The 25513-nt window shown below is 62.3% G+C and carries 16 protein-coding genes; 3 read left to right on the top strand and 13 right to left on the bottom strand.

Going from position 1 to position 25513, the window contains the following annotated elements:
* Nucleotides 1-4 precede the first annotated feature (4 nt).
* The 13 genes from ACOCLD_RS17690 to ACOCLD_RS17630 all read right to left on the bottom strand — a co-directional run bounded on the left by ACOCLD_RS17690 (nt 5) and on the right by ACOCLD_RS17630 (nt 19471).
* A complete protein-coding gene (locus ACOCLD_RS17690; protein ID WP_422910108.1) occupies nt 5-3013 on the bottom strand; it encodes a DUF748 domain-containing protein in 3009 nt (1002 codons plus the stop codon).
* A gap of 101 nt (nt 3014-3114) precedes the next feature.
* Nucleotides 3115-4131: a class I SAM-dependent rRNA methyltransferase gene (locus ACOCLD_RS17685; RefSeq protein WP_422910107.1), complete on the bottom strand. Its 1017-nt coding sequence runs from the start codon at nt 4129-4131 to the stop codon at nt 3115-3117.
* Between the two features lie 93 nt (nt 4132-4224).
* Nucleotides 4225-5406 carry an acetyl-CoA C-acetyltransferase gene (locus ACOCLD_RS17680; protein WP_422910106.1) on the bottom strand — a complete coding sequence of 394 codons (1182 nt, stop codon included), beginning with the start codon at nt 5404-5406 and terminating at the stop codon, nt 4225-4227.
* A gap of 95 nt (nt 5407-5501) precedes the next feature.
* The gene (locus ACOCLD_RS17675) at nt 5502-6377 is read right to left on the bottom strand and encodes an oxygenase MpaB family protein (RefSeq protein ID WP_422910105.1); all 876 of its coding nucleotides are present in this window, start codon (nt 6375-6377) and stop codon (nt 5502-5504) included.
* A 70-nt stretch (nt 6378-6447) separates the two neighbouring features.
* Nucleotides 6448-8385 carry an acetate--CoA ligase gene (acs, locus tag ACOCLD_RS17670; protein WP_422910104.1) on the bottom strand — a complete coding sequence of 646 codons (1938 nt, stop codon included), beginning with the start codon at nt 8383-8385 and terminating at the stop codon, nt 6448-6450.
* A gap of 94 nt (nt 8386-8479) precedes the next feature.
* Nucleotides 8480-10144 (bottom strand): glucose-6-phosphate isomerase, encoded by a 1665-nt coding sequence (gene pgi / locus ACOCLD_RS17665; protein ID WP_422910103.1) that lies wholly within the window; start codon nt 10142-10144, stop codon nt 8480-8482.
* 171 nt (nt 10145-10315) lie between these two features.
* A complete protein-coding gene (gene panC, locus ACOCLD_RS17660) occupies nt 10316-11176 on the bottom strand; it encodes a pantoate--beta-alanine ligase (protein ID WP_422910102.1) in 861 nt (286 codons plus the stop codon).
* Complete coding sequence (gene panB, locus ACOCLD_RS17655) at nt 11173-11973, bottom strand: 3-methyl-2-oxobutanoate hydroxymethyltransferase (RefSeq protein WP_160088666.1); 801 nt, start codon at nt 11971-11973, stop codon at nt 11173-11175. The genes panC and panB overlap by 4 nt, the downstream gene beginning before the upstream one ends.
* A gap of 263 nt (nt 11974-12236) precedes the next feature.
* Nucleotides 12237-12746, bottom strand: coding sequence for a 2-amino-4-hydroxy-6-hydroxymethyldihydropteridine diphosphokinase (folK, locus tag ACOCLD_RS17650; protein ID WP_422910101.1), 510 nt, complete (start codon nt 12744-12746; stop codon nt 12237-12239).
* Complete coding sequence (locus tag ACOCLD_RS17645; RefSeq protein ID WP_422910100.1) at nt 12746-14152, bottom strand: polynucleotide adenylyltransferase PcnB; 1407 nt, start codon at nt 14150-14152, stop codon at nt 12746-12748. The genes folK and ACOCLD_RS17645 overlap by 1 nt, the downstream gene beginning before the upstream one ends.
* Before the next feature lie 700 nt (nt 14153-14852).
* The gene (locus tag ACOCLD_RS17640) at nt 14853-16280 is read right to left on the bottom strand and encodes a sigma-54-dependent transcriptional regulator (protein ID WP_392540553.1); all 1428 of its coding nucleotides are present in this window, start codon (nt 16278-16280) and stop codon (nt 14853-14855) included.
* Nucleotides 16281-16356: 76 nt separating this feature from the next.
* A complete protein-coding gene (locus tag ACOCLD_RS17635) occupies nt 16357-19311 on the bottom strand; it encodes a sensor histidine kinase (RefSeq protein ID WP_422910099.1) in 2955 nt (984 codons plus the stop codon).
* Entirely contained in the window at nt 19295-19471 is a 177-nt protein-coding gene (locus ACOCLD_RS17630; protein ID WP_003244646.1) for a hypothetical protein, read from the bottom strand. Before ACOCLD_RS17630 ends, ACOCLD_RS17635 begins: the two co-directional genes overlap by 17 nt.
* Before the next feature lie 162 nt (nt 19472-19633).
* On the opposite strand from ACOCLD_RS17630, the gene ACOCLD_RS17625 reads away from it, so the two are divergent.
* From ACOCLD_RS17625 to ACOCLD_RS17615, 3 genes are all read left to right on the top strand, one after another.
* On the top strand, nt 19634-20872 hold the full coding sequence (locus ACOCLD_RS17625) for a parallel beta-helix domain-containing protein (RefSeq protein ID WP_422910098.1): 1239 nt from the start codon (nt 19634-19636) through the stop codon (nt 20870-20872).
* Nucleotides 20872-21984 carry an SO2930 family diheme c-type cytochrome gene (locus ACOCLD_RS17620; protein WP_422910097.1) on the top strand — a complete coding sequence of 371 codons (1113 nt, stop codon included), beginning with the start codon at nt 20872-20874 and terminating at the stop codon, nt 21982-21984. The genes ACOCLD_RS17625 and ACOCLD_RS17620 overlap by 1 nt, the downstream gene beginning before the upstream one ends.
* 224 nt (nt 21985-22208) lie before the next feature.
* Complete coding sequence (locus tag ACOCLD_RS17615; RefSeq protein WP_422910096.1) at nt 22209-25499, top strand: DUF2126 domain-containing protein; 3291 nt, start codon at nt 22209-22211, stop codon at nt 25497-25499.
* The last annotated feature ends 14 nt before the right edge of the window (nt 25500-25513 follow it).

Here is a 25513-nt window from a genome sequence, read left to right as displayed (position 1 = left end):
TACCTTATTCGCTGCCCAGGTGCAGGGTGGTGGCGACGCGACCATCGGCGTCGGCTTGCGCCATATTGACATCCAGCAGGTAGATTCGTTCGGCCGCCAGGCCGCCCCGTTCAACCAGGTAGCTCTTGATCTCGGCGGCGCGCGCCTGAGCCAGTTGACGTTGCAGCAGGCCGCTTTGCGACCAGGATTGCAGCACGCCTTCGCGCATCTTCGCGTGGCGCTCCTCATCGGCCAGGTTGGCCCACTCGGCTGGCGGCTGCTGTTTCAGGCGTGCGCGGTAGATGCCTTCAAGCAGCACGGCTTTATCGTCCTCATCCACCTGCAGTTCGCTCGGGTCTGCGGGCACTTTGTCACCGCGGCGCTGCAGGATCTTGTACCAGGTGCTCTGGTATTCACGCTCCAGTCGTTCGGCTGCCAGTGGCGGGCCATCGCTGCTCTGGGCGCTCATGCCTTCGATCTCCAGGCGCAGGGTCGGGCGCTCTTTCAGGGCGCTGGCCAGGGTGTCCAGGGTCTTCTGTGCATTATCGTCAAGCGCGCTGCCGCCTGCGCTGAAATGCACGGTGCTGAGGTCGACATCACTGCCGCCACTGACCAGCCCGCCGATAAACTTGAATGGTGCCTGTGCTGCGCGCAGCACCAGATTGCGCAGGGTTTGCCAGACAATCGGCATCACGCTGAATTCCGGGCTGTTGAGGTTGCCCTGTACCGGTAGCTGGATCTCGATATTGCCTTGGGTGTCTTTGAGCAGGGCCACGGCCAGGCGGATCGGCAGGTCCATGGCATCCTTGCTGTCGACTTTCTCGCCCAGTTGCAGGTCTTCCAGCAGCAACTTGTTCTCGGCATTGAGGTTGCCTTTCTCGATCTGGTAATGCAGGTCGAGGTTGAGTCTGCCCTTGCGAATACGGAAACCGGCGAACTTGCCGGAGTAGGGCGTCAGGGTGGTCAGCTCGACGTTCTTGAAGCTGGTGGCGATATCCAGGCTGTTAAGCGGATCAAACGGGGTGAGTTTGCCCTTGATGCTGACCGGCGCGTACTTGTCGACCTTGCCCTGGATATCGACGCTGGCCGCCTTCGGGCTCTGGTTGTCCAGGGTGCCGATCTGGCCGTTGAGTTGGCCGATGGCCGTGGCGAAGTTGGGGCGCAGGCTGAAGTCGGCGAAGTTGGCCGAGCCGTCCTTGATGCTGATTCCGCCAATGCGGATCGGAAGTGGCTTTTCAGCCGCGGCATTGGCCGGTTTGCTGCTGGCAGGCTGGGGCACCAGCAAGTCGTTGATATTGGTGGTCAGGTCTTCGTTGATGATAAAGCGTACGTAGGGTTGCTGCAGTTTGACCTGGGCGATGGCCAGTCCTTTGCCATGTTGATAGTCGAGACCTTCCACCAGCACCTGCTGCCACTTGAGGAAGTCGCGGTCCTTGAGGGTGTCGAGGGTGTGCAGCTGGTTGATTTCGGCCTGCCCGGCAATGCTGAAGGTCAGCGCTTCGACGCTTTGCAGGTTAATCGCCAGGTCGCTGCCGAGCTTGCCGCTGCGCAGTTCCAGGCGTACGAAGGGGCTCAGATAAGCCTGCGCCAGGCGCAGGTCGATATCACGGGTGGCCACCTGCAACTTGGCCGTGGTCGGGGTCAGTTGTACCTGGCCTGCTGCCTTGATCTGCCCGGTTTTGTTCACGCCAGTGTCGAGCTTGAGGGTGAAGGGCGAGGTGCCCAGGCTGTCGAAGTTGCTCAGGTCGAGATTGAGTGGTGCCAGATCGATTTTCACGTCCTGCCCGGCGGCGCGGTCGGCCAGGTGCACCTGATAGTCGCGCAGTTGCACATCACGCAGGATCACCTGCCAGGGCTTGCTTGGCTCTTCTGGTGGCGCTGCGCTGGCGGTTTGTAGCGCTGCAGCTTGCTGTGTAGTCGGCGCCTCGGGGGGCTCAGCTATCGGCTCGGGTTCTGTCGTTGCAGTGGAGCCTGCGCCACCCTCATTTGGAGCCGGAGCCGGAGCCGGAGCCGGAGCCGGTTTGGCGGGCTGGCTGGCCAGTAGCTTTTGCCAGTCGAGCTGGCCGTCGGCCTCGCGTGCAGCCCAGGTTTCCAGCGCTTGGCTGCGAATCTTGCCGACGATGACCTGTTGTTTGGCCAGGTCGATGCTTGTTTCGCTGATATCCAGGCTGGCCAGGCGCAGCAGCGGTTTGTCCGCAGGGCTCTTGATGGCAAAGCTGCTGAGGTTGAGCTGGGTGTTGCTCAACAGCAATTCGGTGCCTTTGGCCAGGTTCAGGCTGTAATCGCTGCTGAGGTTGATGCTGCCATCTTCCAGAACCAGCGGTACGGCATCACGTACATAGGGCCAGAAGGCTTTCAGCTTGCCGTCGGTGACTTTCAGGCTGCCGCTGGAGCTGATCGGCACCAGGCTGATGCGCCCGCTCCAGTCAATCCGCCCGCCGGTAGGGCCGGTGGCCACCAGGCTCATGTCGGCATTGTCATCGGGCAGGGTGCTGAGGTTGAACAGCTCGAGGTTGAGGTCGTCGTAGAGAAACTCGATGGGTTCGCTAGGGCGCAGATCTTGAAAATGCACGTTGCCGCCACTCAGCTTGATCCGCGCAATCCTCAGTGGGAAGGGGTCTCCAGCCGGCTCTTCGGCAGCCGGCTGCGGGCTGGCGGGCAGCTTGAACAGTTGCGTCAGGTTGAGCTGACCATCCTGGCTGAAGAGAATTTCGCTGTGCGGCTTGTCCAGCTCGATGTCGGCCAGATTCAGCATGCCGCTCCACAGGCTGTCGAGTTGCAGGTTGGCATACAGCCGTTCGAAGGCGATCTGCTGCTGTTCGGCTTCACCGATCTGCAGACCCCAGAGGCTGACTTCGAGGCTGAATGGGTTGAGTTGCAGGCGTTGCAGGGACGCCGGTACCGCGGCGTACTGCGCCAGTTGCTGATTGGCGATACGCAGGCCGATACCGGGCAGAATCAGAAAGCCAAGCAGGCTGTAGAGAGTAACGGCGATGGCAATGGCGCTGGCAGCGCGCTTTATTCCTTTAAGCATATGAACGTCATCTGTCCCGACGAGAAGTGCCTTGGAGTATGGCACGCGTGCGCAGTTCCGCAGAGGCTCTGCGCGGGGATTTTCTTAACGCTGCGAGTGGCTTAGAACTGCAGGATCAGGGTTTTCAGCGGTGGCTGGCCATCCTGCGAGGGGAAGTCGCTGGCTGGCGGCAGCACTTGCCAGTCGCGCACCGGGCGGCCGAGTTTTTCCGCGCAGCGCAGCACCTGTTCGCGCCAATCGCCCATGGCGACTTTTGCCAGGTTGTTGCAGCAGATCAGCACGCCGTCCTCGGCGGTGGCGAGGATCGCCGGCTTGAGCAGGCTCTGGTAATCGCGCAGCAGGTCGACGGTGCCGAAGGCGCTCTTGGCCCAGGCCGGTGGGTCGAGCAGTACCAGGTCGAACTGGCGTTGCTCAAGGCGCGGATAGTGCGGCAGCTTCTGCCCGCGCCGCGCATTTATAGGCAGGCCGGCCAGTTGGCGAATCGCCGGGAAATAATCCGATTGCACAAATTGCATGGGAGCCAGCTGCGGGTTGAGTGCGCCATTCTCGCGGCCGACGGCCAGGTTGCCTTCGGCAAAATCCAGGTTGACCACTTCCCGCGCGCCGCCGGCCGCCGCGCTCAAACCGACGCCACAGGTATAGGCGAACAGGTTGAGTACGGATTTAGCGGCGCTGTGCGCTTTGACCCAGCCACGGGCGTTACGCAGGTCGAGAAACAGCAGCGGGTCTTGCCCGGCATGGCGGCCACGTACGCGGTAGTTGAGGCACCATTCATGGCCGATCAGGTCTTCCAGTGCAGCCGGCTCGGCCTGGTAGACCGGGTCGCTGCGATCAATGCGCGAGTTGCCCTGGGAGCGGTCGTTGTATACCAGCAGCAATTGCTCGCCAAGGCTGGCCTGGCATTGCTCGGCCAGCTGGAGCAGCTCGTCGCGACTCAGGCTCTGGTGAAAACTCTGCACCAGCAGTTGCGGGCCGTAACGGTCGATGGTCAGACCGCCGGCACCTTCCTGGCTGCCGTGGAACAGGCGATAGCAGTCAGTGCCTTGCTGATGCAGTTCGGCTAGCAGCTCGTGACGGTTATGCAGGGCGGCGCGCAGCGCCTGATCGAGAGCGGGCATGCACGGCGACTCGGAATGAGGAAGGTGCGCAGTTTACCACTGCGCTTTTCTATGGGAGGGGCTTGATTAGCCCCTCCTGCAAGGTCAACAGTTTCAGGTCCGTTCGATGGCCAGTGCCACGCCCTGACCGCCGCCGATGCACAGGGTGGCGAGGCCTTTCTTGGCGTCGCGCTTGATCATCTCGTGCAGCAGGGTGACCAGTACGCGGCAGCCGGAGCCGCCAATCGGGTGGCCAAGGGCGATGGCGCCGCCGTTGACGTTGACCTTGCTGGCATCCCAGTTCAGCTCTTTGCCCACCGACAGAGCCTGGGCGGCGAAGGCTTCGTTGGCTTCGATCAGGTCGAGGTCAGCCAGTTGCCAGCCAGCTTTCTCCAGGCAGCGCTTGGTCGCCGAGACCGGGCCGATGCCCATGATCGCCGGGTCGACGCCGGCGTTGGCGTAGCTGGCGATCTTCGCCAGCACCGGCAGGCCGAGGGCCTTGGCCTTATCTGCGCTCATCAGCAGCACGGCGGCAGCACCGTCGTTAAGGCTGGAGGCGTTGCCGGCGGTGACGCTGCCGTCCTTCTTGAACGCCGGTTTCAGTTTGCCCAGGGACTCGGCGGTGGTGCCGGCGCGTGGTTGCTCGTCGGTGGCGAAAGCCACCGGGTCGCCCTTACGCTGGGGAATCAGAATCGGGGTGATTTCATCGACAAAGCGCCCGGCTTCGATGGCGGCCACGGCCTTCTGCTGCGAGGCGGCGGCGAAGGCGTCTTGTTCTTCACGACTGATGCCGTATTTGTCGACCAGGTTCTCGGCGGTGATGCCCATGTGGTAGTCGTTGAAGGCGTCCCACAGGCCGTCGGTGATCATCGTATCGACCAGCTTGGCGTGGCCCATACGCAGGCCCGTGCGCGCGCCAGGCATGACGTAGGGGGCCAGACTCATGTTTTCCATGCCGCCGGCGATGATCACCTCGGCGTCGCCACAGCGGATCGCCTGGGCGCCCAGGTGCAGGGCTTTCAGGCCCGAGCCGCAGACCTTGTTCAGGGTCAGCGCTGGTACGGCGTGCGGCAGGCCGGCGAGGATCACCGCCTGACGTGCCGGGTTCTGCCCGCTGCCAGCGGTGAGTACCTGGCCAAGGATCACTTCGTCGACCTGCGCGCCGTCCAGGCCGGTCTGTTCCAGCAGGCGGCGGATTACCGCTGCGCCCAGTTCCGGTGCCGGGATATTCGCCAGCGAACCCTGGAAGCTGCCGATGGCGGTGCGGGTGGCGGCAACGATGACGACGTCTTGCATAACGCGATCCTCACAAGTGACAGGCGCGGCTGGCCGCGAAAGGTCGCTATGGTGGCACAGCGGCTTTGTTTACGGCCAGCACGCGAACCGGCCGGTCAGCGTGGTGGCAGGTTCAGGCGTTTGCGCGCACGGTGGATAGCGCCGCCACGTACTGCCCAGCGCAGCACGGGGGCCAGACTGTTCACGCCGCTGTGGATCATCCGGCTGCGCGCCGGGTTGATCTGCTGACCGAGCATCTGCTGCGCCCAAGCCGGCAGCAGGTCGATGCCAGCCTGCATCAGCAGCTTGGCCGCCGGGGCGGCGAGGGCGCTGGGAGCCGGCGCGTTGAGCAGGATGCGTAGAATCTCCAGCGAGCGTTCGTCGCAGCGCAACTCGGGGCGCACAGTTGCCAGGTAGGCGGCGACCTCGGCGCGTGAGCGCGGCACCTGGGTGGCGCCCAGGCGTTCGGCGATCAGCGCGATTTCCGCGTAGTAGCGATCCTGATCGGCTTCGCTCAGCAGTGGGTTGCGGTAACGCAGGTGGGCCTGGAGAAAGCTGTGCACCTCGGCCACATGCACCCAGGTCAGTAGTGCCGGGTCGCTGGCGGCATAGGTGCGGCCGTCCGGGGCGGTGCCTGTGACCTTGAGGTGAATGGTCTTGACCTTGTCGATCAGCCAGTCGGCATCGGCGCGCGAGCCGTAGGTGGTGCCGGAAATAAACTGGCCGGTGCGACGCAGGCGGCCGAGCAGGTCTTCACGGAAGTTCGAGTGATCCCATACGCCGGCCAATGCCAGCGGGTGCAGGGCTTGCAAGAGCAGGGCGCTGATGCCGCCGATCAGCATGCTGGTGAAGTCGCCATGCACTTGCCAGCTCACCGAGTCGGGGCCGAACAGGCCGGGGTCGTCCTGGGGCTTTTCAAAGTCGATTTGCCCCAAGGCGACGCCGCTGAGGCTAAGGACTTGGCTTTCGATGCGGCGACGGAGAAATTCCATGGGATAGGCTGTTCGCTTGCAGGTTCAGGGTGGATCGCGTTTTAGCGATCCACCCTGAACCCTGGGGCGGTTATCGGTTCAGGCGCTGTTCGATCAAGCCGTCGACCACCGTCGGGTCGGCCAGGGTCGAGGTGTCGCCCATGTTTTCCAGCTCGTTGCAGGCGATCTTGCGCAGGATGCGCCGCATGATCTTGCCCGAGCGGGTCTTCGGCAGGCCAGGCGCCCACTGGATCAGCTCGGGCTTGGCGAAACTGCCGATTTCCTTGCCGACCAGGGCCAAGAGTTCCTGCTTCAGTGCGTCGTTGATTTCAACGCCGTTCATTGGCGTGACGAAGGCGTAGATGCCCTGGCCCTTGAGGTCGTGCGGGTAACCGACCACGGCGGCTTCGGCCACGGCGTCATGCAGCACCAGGGCGTTTTCCACCTCGGCGGTGCCGATGCGGTGGCCGGAGACATTGATCACGTCATCCACCCGCCCGGTGATCCAGTAGTAACCGTCTTCGTCACGGCGTGCGCCGTCGCCGCTGAAGTAGTAACCGGGGTAGGGCTTCAGATAGGTGTCGATCATCCGCTGATGGTCGCCGTAGACGCTGCGGATCTGGCTCGGCCAGCTGTCCTTGATTGCCAGTACGCCCGAGCCTGCGCCCTCAATCTCCTTGCCCTGCTCATCCAGCAGTACCGGCTGCACGCCGAAGAATGGCCGGGTCGCCGAGCCGGGTTTGAGGTCGGTGGCGCCGGGCAGTGGGGTGATCAGGATCGCGCCGGTTTCGGTCTGCCACCAGGTGTCGACGATCGGGCAGCGGCGTTCGCCGACCACGTTGAAGTACCACTCCCAGGCTTCCGGGTTGATCGGCTCGCCGACGCTGCCGAGCAGGCGCAGGCTGGTGCGCTCGGTGCATTCGACCGGGCCGCTGCCTTCACGCATCAGCGCGCGCAAAGCGGTGGGTGCGGTGTAAAAGATGTTCACCTGATGCTTGTCGATCACCTGCCAGAAGCGCGAGGCGGTGGGGTAATTGGGTACGCCTTCGAAGATCAGGCTGGTCGCACCGTTGGCCAGCGGGCCGTAGACGATATAGCTGTGCCCGGTGACCCAACCGACGTCGGCGGTGCACCAGTAGATATCGCCCTCGTGGTAGTCGAACACATACTTGTGGGTCATCGCCGCCATCAGCAGATAGCCGCCAGTGCTGTGCAGTACGCCCTTGGGTTTGCCGGTGCTGCCGGAGGTGTAGAGGATAAACAGCGGGTCCTCGGCGTCCATCGGCTCTGGTGGGCAATCGCCGGAGGCTTCACGTAGCGCTTCGTGATACCAGATGTCGCGGCCGTCGACCCAGTCGATCTCGCCCTGGGTACGCTCGACCACCACCACCGTACTGACGGCCGGGCAGCTTTGCAGCGCCTTGTCGACGTTGGCCTTGAGCGCCACGTACTTGCCGCCGCGCACGCCTTCATCGGCGGTGATCACCGTGCGGCAATCGGCATCGAGAATACGGTCACGCAGCGCGTCGGGGGAGAAACCGCCGAACACCACCGAATGCACCGCACCGATGCGCGTGCAGGCGAGCATGGCGTAGGTGGCCTCGGGGATCATCGGCATGTAGATGCACACTCGGTCGCCCTTTTTCACTCCACGGCTTTTCAGCACGTTGGCCAGGCGACTGACGTTGTGGTGCAGTTTCTTGTAGGTGATGTGCGCCGATTCGCTGGGGTTGTCGCCTTCCCAGATCAGCGCGATCTGCTCGCCGCGCTTTTCCAGGTGGCGGTCGATGCAGTTGTAGCTGACGTTCAGCTGCCCGCCCTTGAACCAGGAGCCCGAGCCGCTGAGCAGGTCGCCCTGCTGCACGCTGTCCCAGGGTTTGCTCCAGTCGAGAAAGGCCTTGGCCTGCTCGGCCCAGAAGGTTTCCGGCTGCTCGATCGACTGCTGGTACAAACGCAGGTAGTCGTCGTTATCCAGGTGGGCGCTCTGGCGCACGGCATCGGGCACGGGGTGGCGAGTGATTTCGAACATGGCGGGTCCTTGTTGTTGTGTTCCGCAATGCTCGTAAGGGTGAACCAAGCGGGTGCTTGGTTCAAGTGCTGGCCTTGTGCTTAGCCGGCTTCGATCAGCCGCGATGGCGCTCGCGGAAGTGCTGGATCAGTCCCTGGGTCGAGGCGTCGCTGGCAGGCTCGTCGAGCTGACCGGTGAGGCGTTGATAAACGCCCTGGCCGAGCTCCTTGCCCAGTTCGACGCCCCACTGGTCGAAGGCGTTGATGCCCCAGATGGCGCTTTGGACAAACACCTTGTGCTCATACAGCGCGACCAGTGCGCCGAGGTTGAACGGGTCGACACGGTTGAGCGCGAGGATATTGCTCGGGCGGTTGCCGGGAATCACCTTGTGCGGTGCCAGGCGTTGTACTTCGCTCTCGTCGAGCCCCTTGGCGCGCAACTCGGCTTCGGCTTCCTCGCGGGTCTTGCCGTGCATCAGGGCCTGGCTCTGCGACAGGCAGTTGGCAAACAGCCACTGGTGGTGGTCAGCCAGCGGGCTGAAGCTATTAACCGGGACGATAAAGTCCGCTGGGATCAGCTCGGTGCCCTGGTGCAGTAACTGGTGGTAGGCATGCTGGCCGTTGCAGCCCACTCCGCCCCAGATCACGGGGCCGGTGCTGAAGTCCACGGGGCTGCCGTCCTGGCGCACGCTCTTGCCGTTGGATTCCATGTCCAGCTGCTGCAAGTGCTTGGTGAAATTTCGCAGGTAGTGGTCGTAGGGCAGAATCGCCTGGCTTTTCGCGCCCCAGAAATTGCCATACCAGATGCCCAGCAAGGCCATCAGCACCGGCATATTTTCCGCCAGCGGCGCCTGGGTGAAATGCTGGTCCATGGCGTAGGCACCGGCCAGCAGTTCCTTGAAATTGGAAATACCGATGGCCAGCGCAATCGGCAAACCGATGGCCGACCACAGTGAGTAACGCCCGCCGACCCAGTCCCACATCGGGAAGATGTTTTCCGCCTTGATGCCGAACTCGATGGCAGCCTGCTGGTTGCTGGTTACCGCGATAAAGTGCTTGTGCAGCTCGGCTTCCGGGCCGCCCAGGGCCAGGTACCAGTCGCGTGCGGCCAGGGCGTTTTTCAGGGTTTCCAGGGTGCCGAAGGATTTCGACGAGACGATAAACAGGGTGGTCTGCGGGTTCAGGCGCGCGGTCAGCTCGCGGAACTCGCTGCCGTCGATATTGGCCAGGTAATGGCAGCGTACGCCGCGCTGGGTAAAGGGCCGCAGCGCTTCGGACACCAGCTGCGGGCCGAGGAATGAGCCGCCGATGCCGATATTCACCACTTCGGTGATCGGCTTGTCGCTGTAGCCGCGCCACAGGCCGCTGTGGATGCGGCTGACCAGCTCGGTCATCTGATTGAGCACGCGGTGCACCTGGGGAATCAGGTCTACACCGTCGAGTTTCAAACTGCGGCCAATCGGGCTGCGCAAGGCCGTGTGTAGGGCCGCGCGGCCTTCCGAGGCGTTGACCTGCTCGCCTTTGAACAGTGCCTGGATGGATTCGCCCAGTTGGCATTGTTCGGCCAGTTGCACCAGCAGTTGCAGAGTCGTGTCGTTGATCAGGTTCTTCGAGTAATCCAGCAGCAGCCCGCAGCCGCTCAGGGAGAACCGCGAGAAGCGCTGCGGATCGCTGGCAAAGGCCTCGCGCATGTTGAAGTCGTTCATCTGCTGACGATGTTCGCGCAGTGCCTGCCAGGCGGGCAGGTTGGTGACATCATGCGGCTGCTGGTAGTAAGCCATTGGTGCGTGTTCCTTTCCTGGGTGCGGCTAATCAATCATGCAAAAAGGCCCGGAGCGATCCGGGCCTGGAGTGTAGCTGGCAGGTGCGGTTGGCGAGCCTGCTCAAGTAGACCACTGAACCCGGCTCAGGTTACCAAGGCGGTGTGTGCAGCGGTTGGTCAGTGCCTGTTCTCAGGCGGAAGTATCGAGCTCGAATGCTAGGTTGTCGATCAGCCTTGTGCTGCCAATAAAGGCGGCCACCAGAATGACCAGTTGTTGATCATCGGCAGTGGCCGGGCGCAAGCCGTTGGCTTCACGCACTTCCAGGTAGTCTGGGCGAAAACCAGCTGCGCTGTGTTGTGCCTGTGCGGCATGAATCAGCTTGGCATAGTCACGTTCGCCTGCCTGGATGGTGGTGGCCATCTCGCGCAGGGTGCGGTACAGCACTGGGGCGGCGGCACGTTGTTCGGCAGTCAGGTAACCGTTGCGCGAAGACAGGGCCAGGCCGTCGTCGGCGCGTACGGTTGGCTCACCGATAATCTGGATCGGCATATTCAGGTCGCGCACCAGGGTGCGGATCACTGCCAGTTGCTGGAAATCCTTCTGACCAAAAATCGCCAGGTCCGGCTGCACCATGTTGAACAGCTTGCTCACCACTGTGGCGACCCCTTCGAAGTGCCCAGGACGACTGGCGCCGCACAGGCCTTCGGATACACCAGGCACGCTGACGCGGGTCTGGCCGTCCATACCGCTGGGGTACATTTCCTCTACATCCGGGGTGAACAACAGGTGGCAGCCGGCTTCGACCAGCTTCTCCTGGTCAGCGAGCAGGGTGCGCGGGTATTTATCGAGGTCTTCGCTGGGGCCGAACTGCAACGGATTGACGAAGATGCTGGCGACCACGAAGTCGGCGCGCTGGGCGGCTTTTTCCACCAGTGCGGCGTGGCCGGCGTGGAGGTTGCCCATGGTCGGCACAAAGGCGATCTGTTTGCCTTCGGCGCGCGCCTGGGCGACAGCGGCGCGCAACTCGCGCACGCTTTTAACTGTGTTCATGCAGAAAATCCGTGTTCGGCTGCTGGGAAGCTCTGGTCTTTGACCGCTTTGACATAAGCGCTGATGGCGTTCTGGATGCTGCTCTGGCCGGCCATGAAATTCTTCACGAACTTCGGTGTACGACCGCTCAGCGACAGCCCGAGCATGTCGTGCAACACCAGCACCTGGCCGTCGGTGGCCACGCCGGCACCGATGCCGATCACCGGGATCTTCACCGCCTGGCTGATTTCGGCGGCCAGTTCGCTGGGCACGCATTCGAGCAGCAGCATGGCCGCGCCGGCCTGCTCCAGCGCCATGGCGTCGGCACGCATTTGCCGGGCCTGGGCTTCCTGGCGGCCCTGTACCTTGTAGCCACCGAGGATGTTGACCGCTTGCGGGGTCAAACCCAGGTGGGCGCAGACAGGCACGCCGCGTTCGGCCAACTGGCGAATCGGCTCAGCCAGCCAGGCGGCACCTTCCAGCTTGACCATATGGGCGCCGGCCTGCATCAGTGCAGCGCTGTTGTTTAGGGCCTGCTCAAGGGTGGCGTAGGCCATAAAGGGCAGGTCGGCGAGAATCAGCGCGCCCTGGTTGCCACGTTTGACGCTGGCGGTGTGGTACGCCATTTCGGCGACCGTGACGGGCAGCGTGCTGTCATGGCCTTGCAAGACCATGCCGAGGGAATCGCCCACCAGCAGCACATCGACACCGGCCTGGCAGGCCGTCTGGGCGAACGTGGCGTCATAGCAGGTCAGCATGGCGATTTTCTCGCCGCTCTGCTTGAGGCTTTGCAGGGTGGTCAGGGTTACATCAGGCATGAAAACTGTCCTCACTCAGGCGTTCAGTCAGCAGTTGTGCTGCTTCAAGTTGGCCTGCATTGGCCTCGAATTGCACCGGTGCGGGGCAACGGGACGCCTATAGTCCTGATGGGGGGGCTCGAAGTCAATTGCAGGTGTTACCGGCCTGTTACTGGCGTTACCGCCAATGAAACCTACTGCGCTCGGTTATGCGGCGTTAAAAGCAGACTCAAAATGCTCATGTACAGACGTACACTCCGCTTTTTCGCCTGCTTTTGCCTTGCCTAACCTTCGCTCGTGACGGTTTCAGATGTGTTGAGCCGTTCCAGTCCGACAAAGGGGCAGGCGCTAAGCAGTTCGGTCAGCACGCGGCCATCCGGCAGCCGCAAGTTGGGGGCGATTTCAGCCAATGGGTAGAGGACAAAGGCGCGGGCATGCATGTGATAGTGCGGCACGGTCAGGCGTGGCTCATCCAGCTGGCGTTCACCGAACAGCAGGATGTCCAGATCGAGGGTGCGCGGCCCCCAGCGCTCGGCTTTGCGCGTGCGACCCTGTCCCAGTTCGATGGTTTGCAGTGCATCAAGCAGGGCCAGTGGACTGAGTTCGGTATCCAACGCGGCGACGGCATTGACGTAGCGCGGCTGATCCGCCGGGCCGAGCGGATCGCTGGCATAGAAGGACGATTGCGCAACCAGCTGCGTTTGCGGCAGCGCGGCCAGGGCTGCCAGGGCGCTGCGCAGTTGTTCGAGCGGGGTAGCCAGGTTGCTGCCCAGGCCGATATACACGCGTTCCATTATTCGCCAGCAGGGTTGCTTGGGCTTTCGCTCGCAGGGCCACGTTTGCGCTTGCTGTTGCTGCGTTTGCGTTTGCGCGGCGCGCCAGGTGCGTCGTCCTTGTTGCTGAGGTCGCGGATCATATTGCGCCGCTCGCTGTCACTGACATCCTGATAACGGGTCCACCAGTCGCCCAGGCCACCGGTTTCTTCACCGGCGCTTTCACGCAGCAGAAGAAAGTCGTAACCGGCGCGGAAACGTGGGTTTTCCAGCAGCATATCGGCGCGTTTACCGCTGCGCCGTGGCAGGCGTTCCTGCATGTCCCAGATTTCACGGATCGGCATGGTGAAGCGCTTGGGCACAGCAATGCGCTGGCATTGTTCGCTGATCAGCTCGTGAGCGGCTTCCTGCATGGCCGGGATCGGCGGCATGCCGCGCTCCTGCAGCTTGATCACGCGGGCCGGCAGTGCAGGCCAGAGCAGCGCCGCCAGGAGGAAGGCCGGGGTGACGGTCTTGCCCTGGTGGATGCGCAGGTCGGTGTTATCCAGGGCATTGCGGATCAGTTGATCGGTGTAGTCCGGATTGAGTTTCAGCGCTTCGGCGCTGGCCGGGAACAGCTGGCCGAACAGGCCGTAATCGACCAGCAGCTCGTAGGTGTACACCGCGTAGCCGGCGAGGAACAGCTTGAGCACTTCATCGAACAGGCGTGCGGCGGGGATGCCAGCGAGCAGCGGGGCCAGTTTGTAGATCGGCGCGGCGCTGTGTTTTTCGATGTCGAAATCCAACTTGGCGGCAAAACGCACGGCACGCAGCATGCGCACCGGGTCTTCCTGGTAGCGCTGGGTCGGATCACCGATCAGGCGGATCAGGTGGTTGCGAATGTCGTGCACGCCATTGGCGTAATCGAGAATGCGTTCGGTGACTGGGTCGTAGTACAGCGCATTGATGGTGAAGTCGCGGCGCTGGGCATCGTCTTCGAGGGTGCCGTAAACGTTGTCGCGCAAAATGCGCCCGCTTTCGTTGCGCGAGGACAGGTTGCTGTTCTCTTCTTCATCACCTTCGGGGTGATTGGCGCGGAAGGTTGCTGTTTCGATTATTTCCCGGCCGAAATGCACGTGAACCAACTTGAAGCGGCGACCGATTACCCGGGCGTTACGGAACTCGGCACGCACCTGCTCGGGCGTGGCGCTGGTGGCTACGTCGAAATCCTTGGGCTCGATATCCAGCAGCAGATCACGCACGCAGCCACCGACCAGATACGCCTGGTAGCCGGCCTGTTGTAGGCGCTCGACCACGCTGATGGCGTAGCGGCTGATCTCGCCGCGTTCGATCGGATGTTGGCTGCGGCTCAGCACTTCAGGCGTGCTGTGCGAGTGTTTGCCACGGCGGGTGGGCGTACGGAAGGACTTGAACAGCTTTTTCAGCATGGGAGGCACTGTTTGACTAAATGACTGGCCAGAGTATATGCCGGCCGCAGGAATGGCGCGGATTCTAGCATTGAGTCGGGGATTGATGCAGGAAACGACAGGGAAGGCTGGCAGGCGGGGGATTTGAAGCTACTGGGGGAGCCGAAGCTCCCCCCCAAATTGGTGCGTGCTCTATTTTTATTATTATGGCGGGCTTGTTGTTTTTGTTGATTTACCCGTTCCATCCAGTCAAGGACCTTTGGAAAACTTCCCAAGTTGGGAATCAAGAGCAAACGGATTGCTTTGGATGCTGACGCTGCCATGATCACACAGTGACCCAACCAGTACTGGCGCTGCCTTAGGGCAGTTTTATTATTCTCGGCCTGGTTTTGGGGCGAACCCCAAAGGCAATTCCTTTCCAAAAGAATCAGTTAGCTGCGCCTCCGCGTTGTTGTTTTTATTGTGCTGGAGTCGGTACGTCTTATTTTTATTAGGTTTGGAACGTGCTTGTTATTGTTGTTGTGCCAGCAATAAAGCAGAACCCGTGCCAGTTTTTTTAATTCCTTTAAAAACAAGGGCTTGAGCTGTTTACGGGGTGGCGAGGTGGCATAAAAAAGCCGGGCTCTCGTTACCATAAGACCCGGCTTTTGTTACTAAGTGTTGAATGGGTAACAGACTGTGGAACCTCTGGCGCACACATCTGTCACCCATGCGCAGGGCTCTAGCCTGCGGTTGCCCCCGAGGATTTGCGCCGTGGGATACCCAGGCGCTGGCGGCGTTCCCACAAACATTTGCGGCTGATACCGAGTTTGCGCGCCAGTTCGGTCTCGGTCATGTGGTCCTGGTGTTCCAGAACGAAGTGCTGAAAGTAGTCTTCCAGAGACAGGTCTTCGGTCGGCTCGCTCGGTTCATGGCCCAGGCCGCCGTTTTGCGCGGGCAGGCCGGTGAAGTCGTCTTCCAGGTCATCTAGCTCGATATCGATGCCCAGCAGCTCGGCCGAGATGCTGTTGCCTTCGCAGAGGATTACCGCGCGCTCGATGGCGTTCTCCAGCTCGCGCACGTTGCCCGGCCAGGGGTAATGGCGGATGGCCTGTTCGGCGTCGCTGGCAAAGCTCAGGTCGAGGCGACCCTGGCGGCTGCTCTGGCGGATCAGGAAGGCACGGGCGATTTCGATCACATCGGCCCCGCGTTCGCGCAGTGGCGGCAGTTTCAGCGCAATCACGTGCAGGCGGTAATACAGGTCTTCACGGAACTGACCGATCTTCGACAGGGTTTTCAGGTCACGGTGGGTCGCGGCGATCAGGCGCACATCGACTTTCTGTGATTGCACCGAGCCGACCCGGCGAATCTCGCCTTCCTGCAATACGCGCAGCAGACGCGCCTGAGCTTCCAGCGGCAGTTCGCCGATTTCATCAAGGAACAGCGTGCCACCGTCGGCGGCTTCCACCAGGCCGGCACGCCCGGCGCTGGCACCGGTAAAGGCACCTTTTTCGTGGCCGAACAGTTCGGACTCGATCAGGGTTTCCGGGATGGCGGCGCAGTTCACCGAAATCAGCGGTGCCTTGGCGCGGCGCGACAGGTTGTGCAGGGCGCGGGCGACCAGTTCCTTACCGGTGCCGGACTCACCCTGGATCAGTACGTTGGAATCAGTGGGCGCGACCTTGCGGATCTTGCTGTACATCTCCTGCATGGCGGCGCAGGAGCCGATGATGCCGATTTCGCCGTTGCTGTTGTCCACCACCTTGTCAGTGCTGGCTTTTGCCGCACTGGCGGCAGGCGCAGGGGCGCTCTTGGCCTGCTGGTGATCGCGCAGGATGCGCGCCACGGCCTGGAGCATTTCGTCGTGGTCGAAGGGTTTGGCGATGTAATCCACTGCGCCCATCTTCATCGAGTCGACCGCCGAGCGCAGGCTGGCATAGCTGGTCATGATCAGCACCGGGGTGCCTTGGCCGAGTTTGATCAGTTCGGTGCCGGGCGCGCCGGGCAGGCGCAGGTCGCTGACAATCAGGTCGAAGCTGGGGATGCTGAAGCGCTCTTGCGCTTCCTGTACCGAGCCGGCTTCGCTGACTTCGTATTGGTTACGTTCCAGCAGGCGACGCAAGGCAGAGCGGATAATGGTTTCGTCTTCGACGATCAAAATATGAGGCATCAATTCGGTCTCTCGACGGTCTCGGGGCATGCCACTGGGCTAAAGGGCCTGGCAGGCATGCTCGCTGGTAGCTGGTTTAAGTCGCTATGGACGTCGCCTCGACATGCCGCGGCAGGCTGACCCGGATACGGGTGCCACGTTGGAGCTCGGGGTCGGCCGGGCTGTCGATTGTTATCTGTCCATAATGCTCTTCCACGATCGAATAGACCAGTGCAAGGCCCAGTCCCGTACCTTTGCCCGGGTCCTTGGTGGTGAAGAAGGGTTCGAACAGGCGGTCGATGATCGCCTTGGGAATACCGCTGCCTTCGTCCTCGACGATCAGGTCGACGGTGTGCTCGAAACGTTCGCTCTTGACCCGGATCGCGCTGCCCGTCGGTGAGGCATCGCGGGCGTTGGAGAGCAGGTTGATCAGCACTTGGGCCAGGCGTTGCGGATCACCCACCACCCAGTGGTCGGAGTCGCAGAGATTGAAGAACTGTACTTCGACACTGCGCCGGTTGAGTGCCAGCAGGGCAATCGCATCCTGGGCGACCTGCGCCAGACACACCGGTTCCTCACTGTTCTGGTGGCTGCCGGAATGGGCAAAGCTCATCAGCGACTGGACGATGCGTGACACGCGTTTGGTCTGCTCGATGATCTGCTCGCTGATCTCGATCAGTTCGGGGTCGCCTTCACGCTCTTCGCGCAGGTTCTGCGCCAGGCAGGCGATACCGGTGATCGGGTTGCCGATCTCATGCGCCACGCCGGCGGCCAGACGACCGATGGAAGCCAGGCGTTCGGAGTGCACCAGCTTGTCTTCGAGCATCTGGGTTTCCGTGAGGTCTTCAACCAGCAGCACCAGGCCGCTGTTACCCGGCGCCAGGGGCTCGTCGATGGCGGCCTTGTGCAGGTTGAGCCAGCGGGTCTGGCCATCGAGGGCCAGGCGCTGTTTGTGCAGGTGCTCGTCGGGCAGTTCGATAAACCGTTCCAGCAGCCCACGCCAGGGTTCGCCCAGAGTGTTCAGGCGCGAGCCGACCACGCGTTGTGCGGGGATCTCGGTGAGTTCTTCCATGGCCTTGTTCCACATCAGGATCTCCTGATCCTTGGCCAGCGAGCAGACGCCCATGGGCAGTTCCTGCAGAGTCTGGCGGTGGTAACGGCGCAGGGTATCGAGTTCGGCGGCAAGGCCGGTGAGGCGTGAGTGGTAGTCCTCGAGGCGGTTCTCGATAAAGTGAATGTCTTCGGTCACGTAGGTTTCGCTGCCGGCTTTATAAGGCAGGAAGGTTTCGACGATGTCCTGGGCCACGCTGGGGCCCATCAGCCCTGAGAGGTTGGCCTCGATGCGGTCGCGCAGGCGGCGCAAGGCATAAGGGCGGCCTTCATCGAAGGGCAGATGCAGGTCGCGCAGGGCCTGCTCGACCTCATGCTGGGCGGTCTTGGCGCCCAGGGGCTTGGCCAATTGCGCGGCAAATTCTTGTGGCGAGGCGGCCAGCAGTTCACGGCGTTGCGGGCGGCGCACGTTATCCACGGCGCAGGCTTCGGCGGCGCTCTTTTCTTCCGGGCTGGCTTCGGTAAACAGCGACACCAGGGTAAACACCAGTACGTTGGCAGCCAGCGAGCCAATGGCGGCCAGGTGCCAGCTACTGTCATCCAGCACATAGATGACATTGAACCAGGGCAGGTAGAAGCCTTGCAGGTTGCCGAGCATCGGCAGCAGCATGCTCACCACCCATACGCCGATACCCGCCAGCAGTCCGGCGATAAAACCTTTGCGGTTGGCGGTTGGCCAGTACAGCACCGACAGCACGCCGGGGAGGAACTGCAAGGTGGCGACGAAGGCGACGATGCCGAGGTTGGCCAGGTCCTGTTCGGCACCGAGTAATAGATAGAAGCCGTAACCGGCCATGATGATCAGCAGGATCAGCGCGCGGCGCGTCCACTTCAGCCAGCGGTAGATATTGCCTTCCGACGGCGGCTGGTACAGCGGTAGCACCACATGGTTGAGTACCATGCCCGACAGCGCCAGGGTGCTGACGATGATCAATCCGCTGGAGGCAGCCAGCCCGCCGACATAGGCAATCAGCGCCAGCGTCTGGCTGTTGACCGCGATGCCGACGCCGAGGGTGAAGTATTCCGGATTGGTGGTGGCGCCCAGTTTCAGCCCGGCCCAGAGGATCAGCGGCACCGCCAGGCTCATCAGCAGCAGGAACAACGGCAGGCCCCAACTGGCACTGACCATGGCGCGCGGGTTGAGGTTCTCGGTGAAGGTCATGTGGTACATGTGCGGCATGACGATGGCCGAGGCGAAAAACACCAGCAGCAGGGTGCGCCACGGGCCTTCCTGCAACGGCGTGTGCAGGCTGGTCAGCGACGACTGGTTTTGCACCAGCCAGGATTGCAGATCCTGCGGGCCGTCGAACACGCCATACAGCGCATACAGGCCGATGGCGCTGATCGCCACCAGCTTGACCACTGACTCGAAGGCGATGGCGAACACCAGGCCTTCATGCTTTTCGCGGGTGGCGATATGCCGCGCGCCGAAGAGGATGGTGAACAGAATGATCAGCCCGCAGTAGGCCAGCGCCACGCGTTCCTGCACCGGCTCGCGGGTGAGAATGCCGATGGAGTCGGCCACCGCCTGAATCTGCAGGGCCAGCAACGGCAACACGCCCACCAGCATAAATACGGTGCTCAGAGCACCGGCCCAGGTGCTGCGAAAGCGGAAGGCAAACAGGTCGGCCAGTGATGACAGCTGGTAGGTGCGGGTGATGCGCAGAATCGGGTAGAGCAGCACCGGCGCCAGTAGAAACGCTCCGGACACCCCCAGATAACTGGCGAGAAAACCGTAGCCGTATTGATAGGCCAGCCCCACGGTGCCGTAGAAAGCCCAGGCGCTGGCATAGACGCCGAGTGACAGGGTGTAGGTCAGTGGGTGGCGGATTACCCAGCGTGGAATCAGGCCGTGTTCACTGATCCAGGCCACGCCGAACAGGATAAGAAGGTAGGCGGCGCTGATCAGAATCAGCTGGCTCAGGCTAAAGCTCGTCAGCATCACGTTGGCTCTGAAGAATGAAGGTGACAACTATCAGAATCAGCCACAGCAGGTAGGGGCGGTACCAGGCCCCATTGGGGTCGATCCACCAGTCCATGATGGCCGGGGAGAACAGGTAGATCCCCACCACCAGGATCAGCACCAATCGATAGATATACATGCCGCATCTCTTCGTTTAATTGCCGGCGATGGTAACGGATGCGTAACGCTCTGCGTAGGCTGGCTGTTGGTCGGGTGGCGGGTATGTGCTGGGGCGGGGTTGGCTTTTTCTTATTAATTGGTACTATCGTTCCACTTAATAAGAACAACGCTGGAGATTGCCATGCGCCTTGCCCCGCTTTCCGTGCTTACCCTGTCTGTGCTGCTCGCCGCTTGCGGCGAAGAACCGGCCCCGGTGGCCAACCTGGATTTCCAGAAGGACCTGCAAACCCAGCTGATCAAGGCCAAGCCTGGCAGCGTGATAGATATCCCGGCGGGCACCTACCAGCTTGATCGCAGCCTGAGCCTGAAAGTCAGCGGCGTGACCATCAAGGGCGCGGGCATGGACAAGACCATCCTCAACTTCAAAGGGCAGAAGTCTGGCGCCGAAGGCCTACTGGTGGATGCCTCTGATTTCACCATCGAAGACATCGCCTTCGAGGACACCAAAGGCGATTCGCTGAAAGTGGTGGGCGGCAAGAACATCATCATTCGCCGCGTGCGCACCGAGTGGACCAACGGCCCGGCCACCGAGAACGGTGCCTACGGCATCTACCCGGTGCAGACCGAGAACACCCTGATCGACGGTGCGGTGGCCATCGGTGCATCGGATGCCGGTATCTATGTCGGCCAGTCGCGCAACGTGGTGGTGCGCAACAGCCGCGCCGAGCGCAACGTCGCCGGGATTGAAATCGAGAACACCATCGACGCCGACGTGTATGACAACGTCGCTACCGGTAACACCGGCGGCATTCTGGTGTTCAACATGCCCAACCTGCCGCAGGCCGGACGGGTGACGCGGGTGTTCCGTAACAAGATCGAAGGCAACAACCACAAGAATTTCGGCCACAAGGGCACGCCGGTGGCCAGCGTGCCGGCAGGTTCTGGTGTGGTGATCAACTCCAACGATGATGTCGAGGTGTTCGACAACGACATTGGCAACCACAAGACCGCCAACGTGATCATCAGCAGCTACTTCAGTACCGGCTATACCGACCTGTCCACGGCGGAGAGTTTCGACCCTTATCCGGAAGGCATTCATATCCATGGCAACCGCTTCGGCCCCGGTGGCGACAGCCCGGATCACCTGGAACTGAAGGCGCTGAAGGTCAGCCAGTTCGGTTTGAATGGCCGCCTGCCGGATATTCTCTGGGACGGCTACGTCAACCTCGACATCCTGGTGGACGGCAAGCTGCCGGCGGACCGGGCGATCTGCATCAATAACGGCGAGGCGGGGATGATCAACGTCGACGGGCCAAACAACTACAAAAACATCAGCACCGACATGACTGACTACCGTTGCAGCCTGCCGCCACTGCCAGCGGTCAAACTGGCTTCGGCTGACGCCGACCAGGGGGCCTGATGCGTCGTCTGTTACTGGGGGCGCTGTTGCTGCTCGCCGGCTGCGAGCAGCAGCCGGCGCCGCTGTACCTGCCGCAGGGTGACAACTACCCGCAAACCCTCAGCGAGTGGGGCATGCTGCAGCGCGCCGATGGTTTTATCGCGCCCGTTGCCGAGGCCTTGCCCTATGACCTGAATACCCCGTTGTTCACCGACTACGCACACAAGCTGCGCAGCGTGTGGATGCCGGCGGGTACGGCGGCGACCTACGCCGAGGCGCACTTCGATTACCCGGTCGGCACGGTGCTGAGCAAGACTTTCTACTACCCCAAGGATGCCCAAGGCCGCTTGCTGCTGAACGAACAGGATGACCGTGACCCGCAGCGCGGTCTGGAGTTGGCGCGGGTGCAGCTGATCGAAACGCGCATCCTGCTCAAGCAGCAAGACGGTTGGGTGGCATTACCCTATGTCTGGGATGAGCAGCAGCAGGAAGCCCATTTGGAGTGGGCGGGTGACAGCCGCGAGTTAAGCCTGCTGAATACCGAAGGCAAAACCCAGGCAGTGGCCTATCAGGTGCCGGACGCCAACCAGTGTGCCGGCTGTCATGAGGAAACTGCAGGGCAGGGCGTCAATCCGTTGGGGCCGAAGGCGCGGCACCTGAACAAGGATTTTGCCTACGCTGACGGCACGCACAATCAGTTGCAGCATTGGCAGCAGCAGGGCCGTTTGCAGGCGGTACCGGCCGAATTGCAGGGCGTGCCGCAGAACGCCTTATGGCCGACGCCGCGCGCTGGCGAAAGCCTGGAGCAGCAGGCGCGCAGCTACCTGGATGCCAACTGCAGCCATTGCCACAACCCCAAAGGACCGGGGCGTACTTCGGGGCTGTTGCTTGATCCGGCCACCGCCATCGGCATCAGCTATGGCCTGTGCAAGCAGCCGGTGGCGGCGGGTAAAGGCTCGGGTGATCGCCTGGTGGATATTCACCCCGGCCAGCCGGATAAATCGGTGCTGCTGTTCCGTGTGGAAAGTGTCGACCCGAGCATCATGATGCCGGAACTGGGTCGCTCCGCTGTGCATGCCGAGGGTGTCGAGGTGCTGCGCAACTGGATTGCCAGCCTGGACGGGGATTGCTGAGATGTCCCTACGGACGGGCCAGGAGGCGTAGGAGGAGCTGGTGGTGCCCTGAGGTCAGTGTGCGACCTGTTTTCGTGCGCCGCCGCAGGCGTGGGGCATGCCTGGCCCTGTTGTGGTGCGCGTCAGCGGCGGCTAAGTCCGCCAGGCCGCGCCAGCGCTGGTGTGGGCCACTGGCATAAGTCTTGCGCTGCTGGGTTATCGCCCAGGCTCGCAGGAGGCCCGCTGTGTCGATCCATATCGCCTTGCACCATGTCAGCCACTATCGCTACGACCGCGCGGTCAATCTTGGCCCGCAGGTCGTGCGCCTGCGTCCTGCGCCGCACAGCCGTACTCGGGTGCTGTCCTACGCGTTGAAGGTCGAGCCGGGCGAGCACTTTATCAACTGGCAGCAGGACCCCCAGGGCAACTACCTGGCGCGCCTGGTGTTTCCGGAAAAGACCCGTGAGTTGAAGATCGAGGTCGATCTGGTCGCCGAGATGGTGGTGTTCAACCCCTTCGATTTCTTCCTTGAGCCTTACGCCGAGAAAATCCCCTTCGCCTACACCGAGGGCGAGCAGCTGGAGCTGGCACCTTATCTGGTCAAACTGCCAGCCGGGAAATTGTTCGCCAAATACCTGGCCAGCATCGAGCGCACGCCGCTGCCGAGCGTGGATTTTCTGGTGGCACTCAATCAGCGTCTTGCAACTGATATCAGCTACCTGATTCGTCTGGAACCGGGCGTGCAAACCCCGGAAGAAAGCCTAGAAAAAGGCTCCGGTTCCTGCCGCGATTCGGCCTGGCTGCTGGTGCAGCTGTTCCGCCATCTGGGCCTGGCGGCGCGCTTTGTTTCCGGTTACCTGATTCAGCTGAAAGCCGATGTGAAATCCCTCGACGGCCCCTCCGGCACCGAGGTGGACTTCACTGATCTGCATGCCTGGTGCGAGGTTTATCTGCCAGGCGCCGGCTGGATCGGCCTCGATCCGACGTCCGGTCTGTTCGCCGGCGAAGGCCATATCCCGCTGGCCTGCAGCCCCGAGCCATCTTCGGCGGCGCCAATCAGCGGCGGTGTGGATGAGTGCGAATGCGAGTTCAGTCACGAGATGTGGGTGGAGCGTATCTGGGAAGCGCCGCGGGTCAGCAAGCCATACAGCGAGACGCAGTGGCAGGCGATTGTCGACCTCGGGCAAAAGATCGATGAGGACCTGCAGGAGCAGGACGTGCGTCTGACCATGGGCGGCGAGCCGACCTTTGTCGCCCTCGACTACCCGGATGATCCGGAGTGGAACACCGCTGCCCTGGGGCCGAACAAACGCCGCCTGGCCAGCGACCTGTTTCATCGCCTGCGCGAGCATTACGCGCCGAGTGCGCTGGTGCATTTCGGTCAGGGCAAGTGGTACCCCGGCGAGCAGCTACCGCGCTGGTCGTTGAATGCCTACTGGCGGCGTGACGGCGAACCGATCTGGCACAACCCGGCGCTGTATGCCGATGAACAAAAAGACTATGGCGTCGATGCGGCCAAGGCCGCCGACTTTCTTACCCTGCTCGCCGAGCGCCTGGGCGTGGACGCCAAATACTGCGTGCCGGCCTATGAGGACCGCTTCTACTACCTGTGGCGCGAGCGCAGGCTGCCGATCAACGTTAGCGCCGAAGACCCACGTCTGGCCGATCCGCTGGAGCGCGAACGGCTGCGCAAGGTGTTCGAACAGGGGCTGGATAAGGTCGTCGGGCATATCCTGCCGCTGGCCCGGCAGGCCAAGCAGCTGGGCTGGCAGAGTGGCAGCTGGTTTCTGCGTGATGAGCATTGCCGGCTGATACCGGGCGATTCGGCGATGGGCTACCGCCTGCCGCTGGATTCGCAACCCTGGGTCAGTGAGGCCGATTATCCCTACATCACTCCCGAAGACCCGAGCCAGCAATTCGCCCCGTTGCCGGCAGCGGCGCAGATCAAACCGCAGTCGCGCGGTGTCTGGTCGGGCAGCCAGACCAGCACGAACAAACGTCCGCTGCTGGGTCAGTCCGCTGCCGGTGTGGTGCGCACCGCGCTGTGCGCCGAGCCGCGGGGCGGCAAGCTCTATCTGTTTATGCCGCCGCTGGTGCGCCTGGAAGATTACCTGGAACTGGTGGCGGCCATCGAAGCCACTGCTGCAGAGATGAAGTGCCCGGTGCTGCTGGAAGGTTACGAGCCGCCGCTGGACCCGCGTCTGCAATTCTTCCGCGTAACCCCGGACCCCGGCGTGATCGAGGTGAATATCCACCCGGCTGCCAGCTGGGCTGAGCTGGTCGAGCGCACCGAGTTGCTCTACGAACAGGCCCGCGAGTGTCGCCTGAGTAGCGAGAAATTTATGATCGATGGCCGTCACACTGGCACTGGCGGCGGTAATCACTTTGTTCTCGGCGGCGCGACGCCAGCGGACTCACCGTTTCTGCGCAGGCCGGATTTGCTGCGCAGCCTGATCAGCTACTGGCACAACCACCCGTCGCTGTCCTACCTGTTCAGTGGCCTGTTTATCGGCCCGACCTCCCAGGCGCCGCGTATTGATGAAGCGCGCAACGATGCGCTGTACGAGCTGGAAATCGCCTTCGCGCAAATGCCCGAGGCTGGCCGCGACTGCCAGCCCTGGCTGGTCGACCGCCTGCTGCGCAACCTGCTGGTGGACGTGACCGGTAACACCCACCGCGCCGAGTTCTGTATCGACAAGCTGTACTCGCCGGACTCCGCCTCCGGGCGTCTCGGCCTGCTGGAGCTGCGTGCCTTCGAGATGCCGCCCCACGCGCAGATGAGCCTGGCTCAGCAGCTGCTGATTCGCGCGCTGATCGCGCGCTTCTGGCGCGAACCCTATCAGCCAGCACGGCTGGTGCGCTGGGGCACTGAGCTGCATGACCGTTACCTGCTGCCGCACTTTATCGAGCAGGATTTTGCCGACGTGTTGCAGGAGCTGGACGGCTGCGGCTATCGCCTGCACAGCGAGTGGTTTGCCCCGCACTTCGAGTTCCGTTTTCCCAAGTCCGGCGACTTCAACGTCAAGGGCATCGAGCTGGAGCTGCGTCAGGCCCTGGAACCCTGGCATGTGCTGGGCGAGGAGGGTGGGGGCGGTGGTACGGTGCGTTATGTCGATTCCTCGCTGGAACGCATGCAGGTCAAACTCAGCGGCCTGCCGAGTGACCGCTATGTGCTGACCTGTAATGGCGTGCCGGTGCCACTGCGGCCCACCGGCAAAGTCGGTGAGTTTGTCGGCGGTGTGCGTTTCCGCGCCTGGCAGCCGGCCAATTGCCTGCACCCGACCATTGAAGTGCACGCACCGCTGGTCTTCGATTTGCTGGACAGCTGGATGAACCGTTCTCTGGGTGGTTGCCAGTATCATGTCGCCCACCCCGGCGGGCGTAACTACGACAGCTTGCCGGTGAATGCCTACGAGGCGGAGAGCCGGCGGCTGGCGCGCTTCTTCCGTTTGGGCCACAGCCCCGGCAAGCGCCCGACACTGGCTCCGATCAACAATAATGAACTGCCTATGACCCTGGATTTGCGCCTGGTTTAGCCGCGCATACGAAA

The organism is Pseudomonas cimarronensis, from assembly GCF_049331905.1.
In the GTDB taxonomy this organism is placed as follows: domain Bacteria; phylum Pseudomonadota; class Gammaproteobacteria; order Pseudomonadales; family Pseudomonadaceae; genus Aquipseudomonas.
Note: the sequence above shows the minus strand (reverse complement) of the source record. Positions and strands in the feature narration are given on the sequence as shown.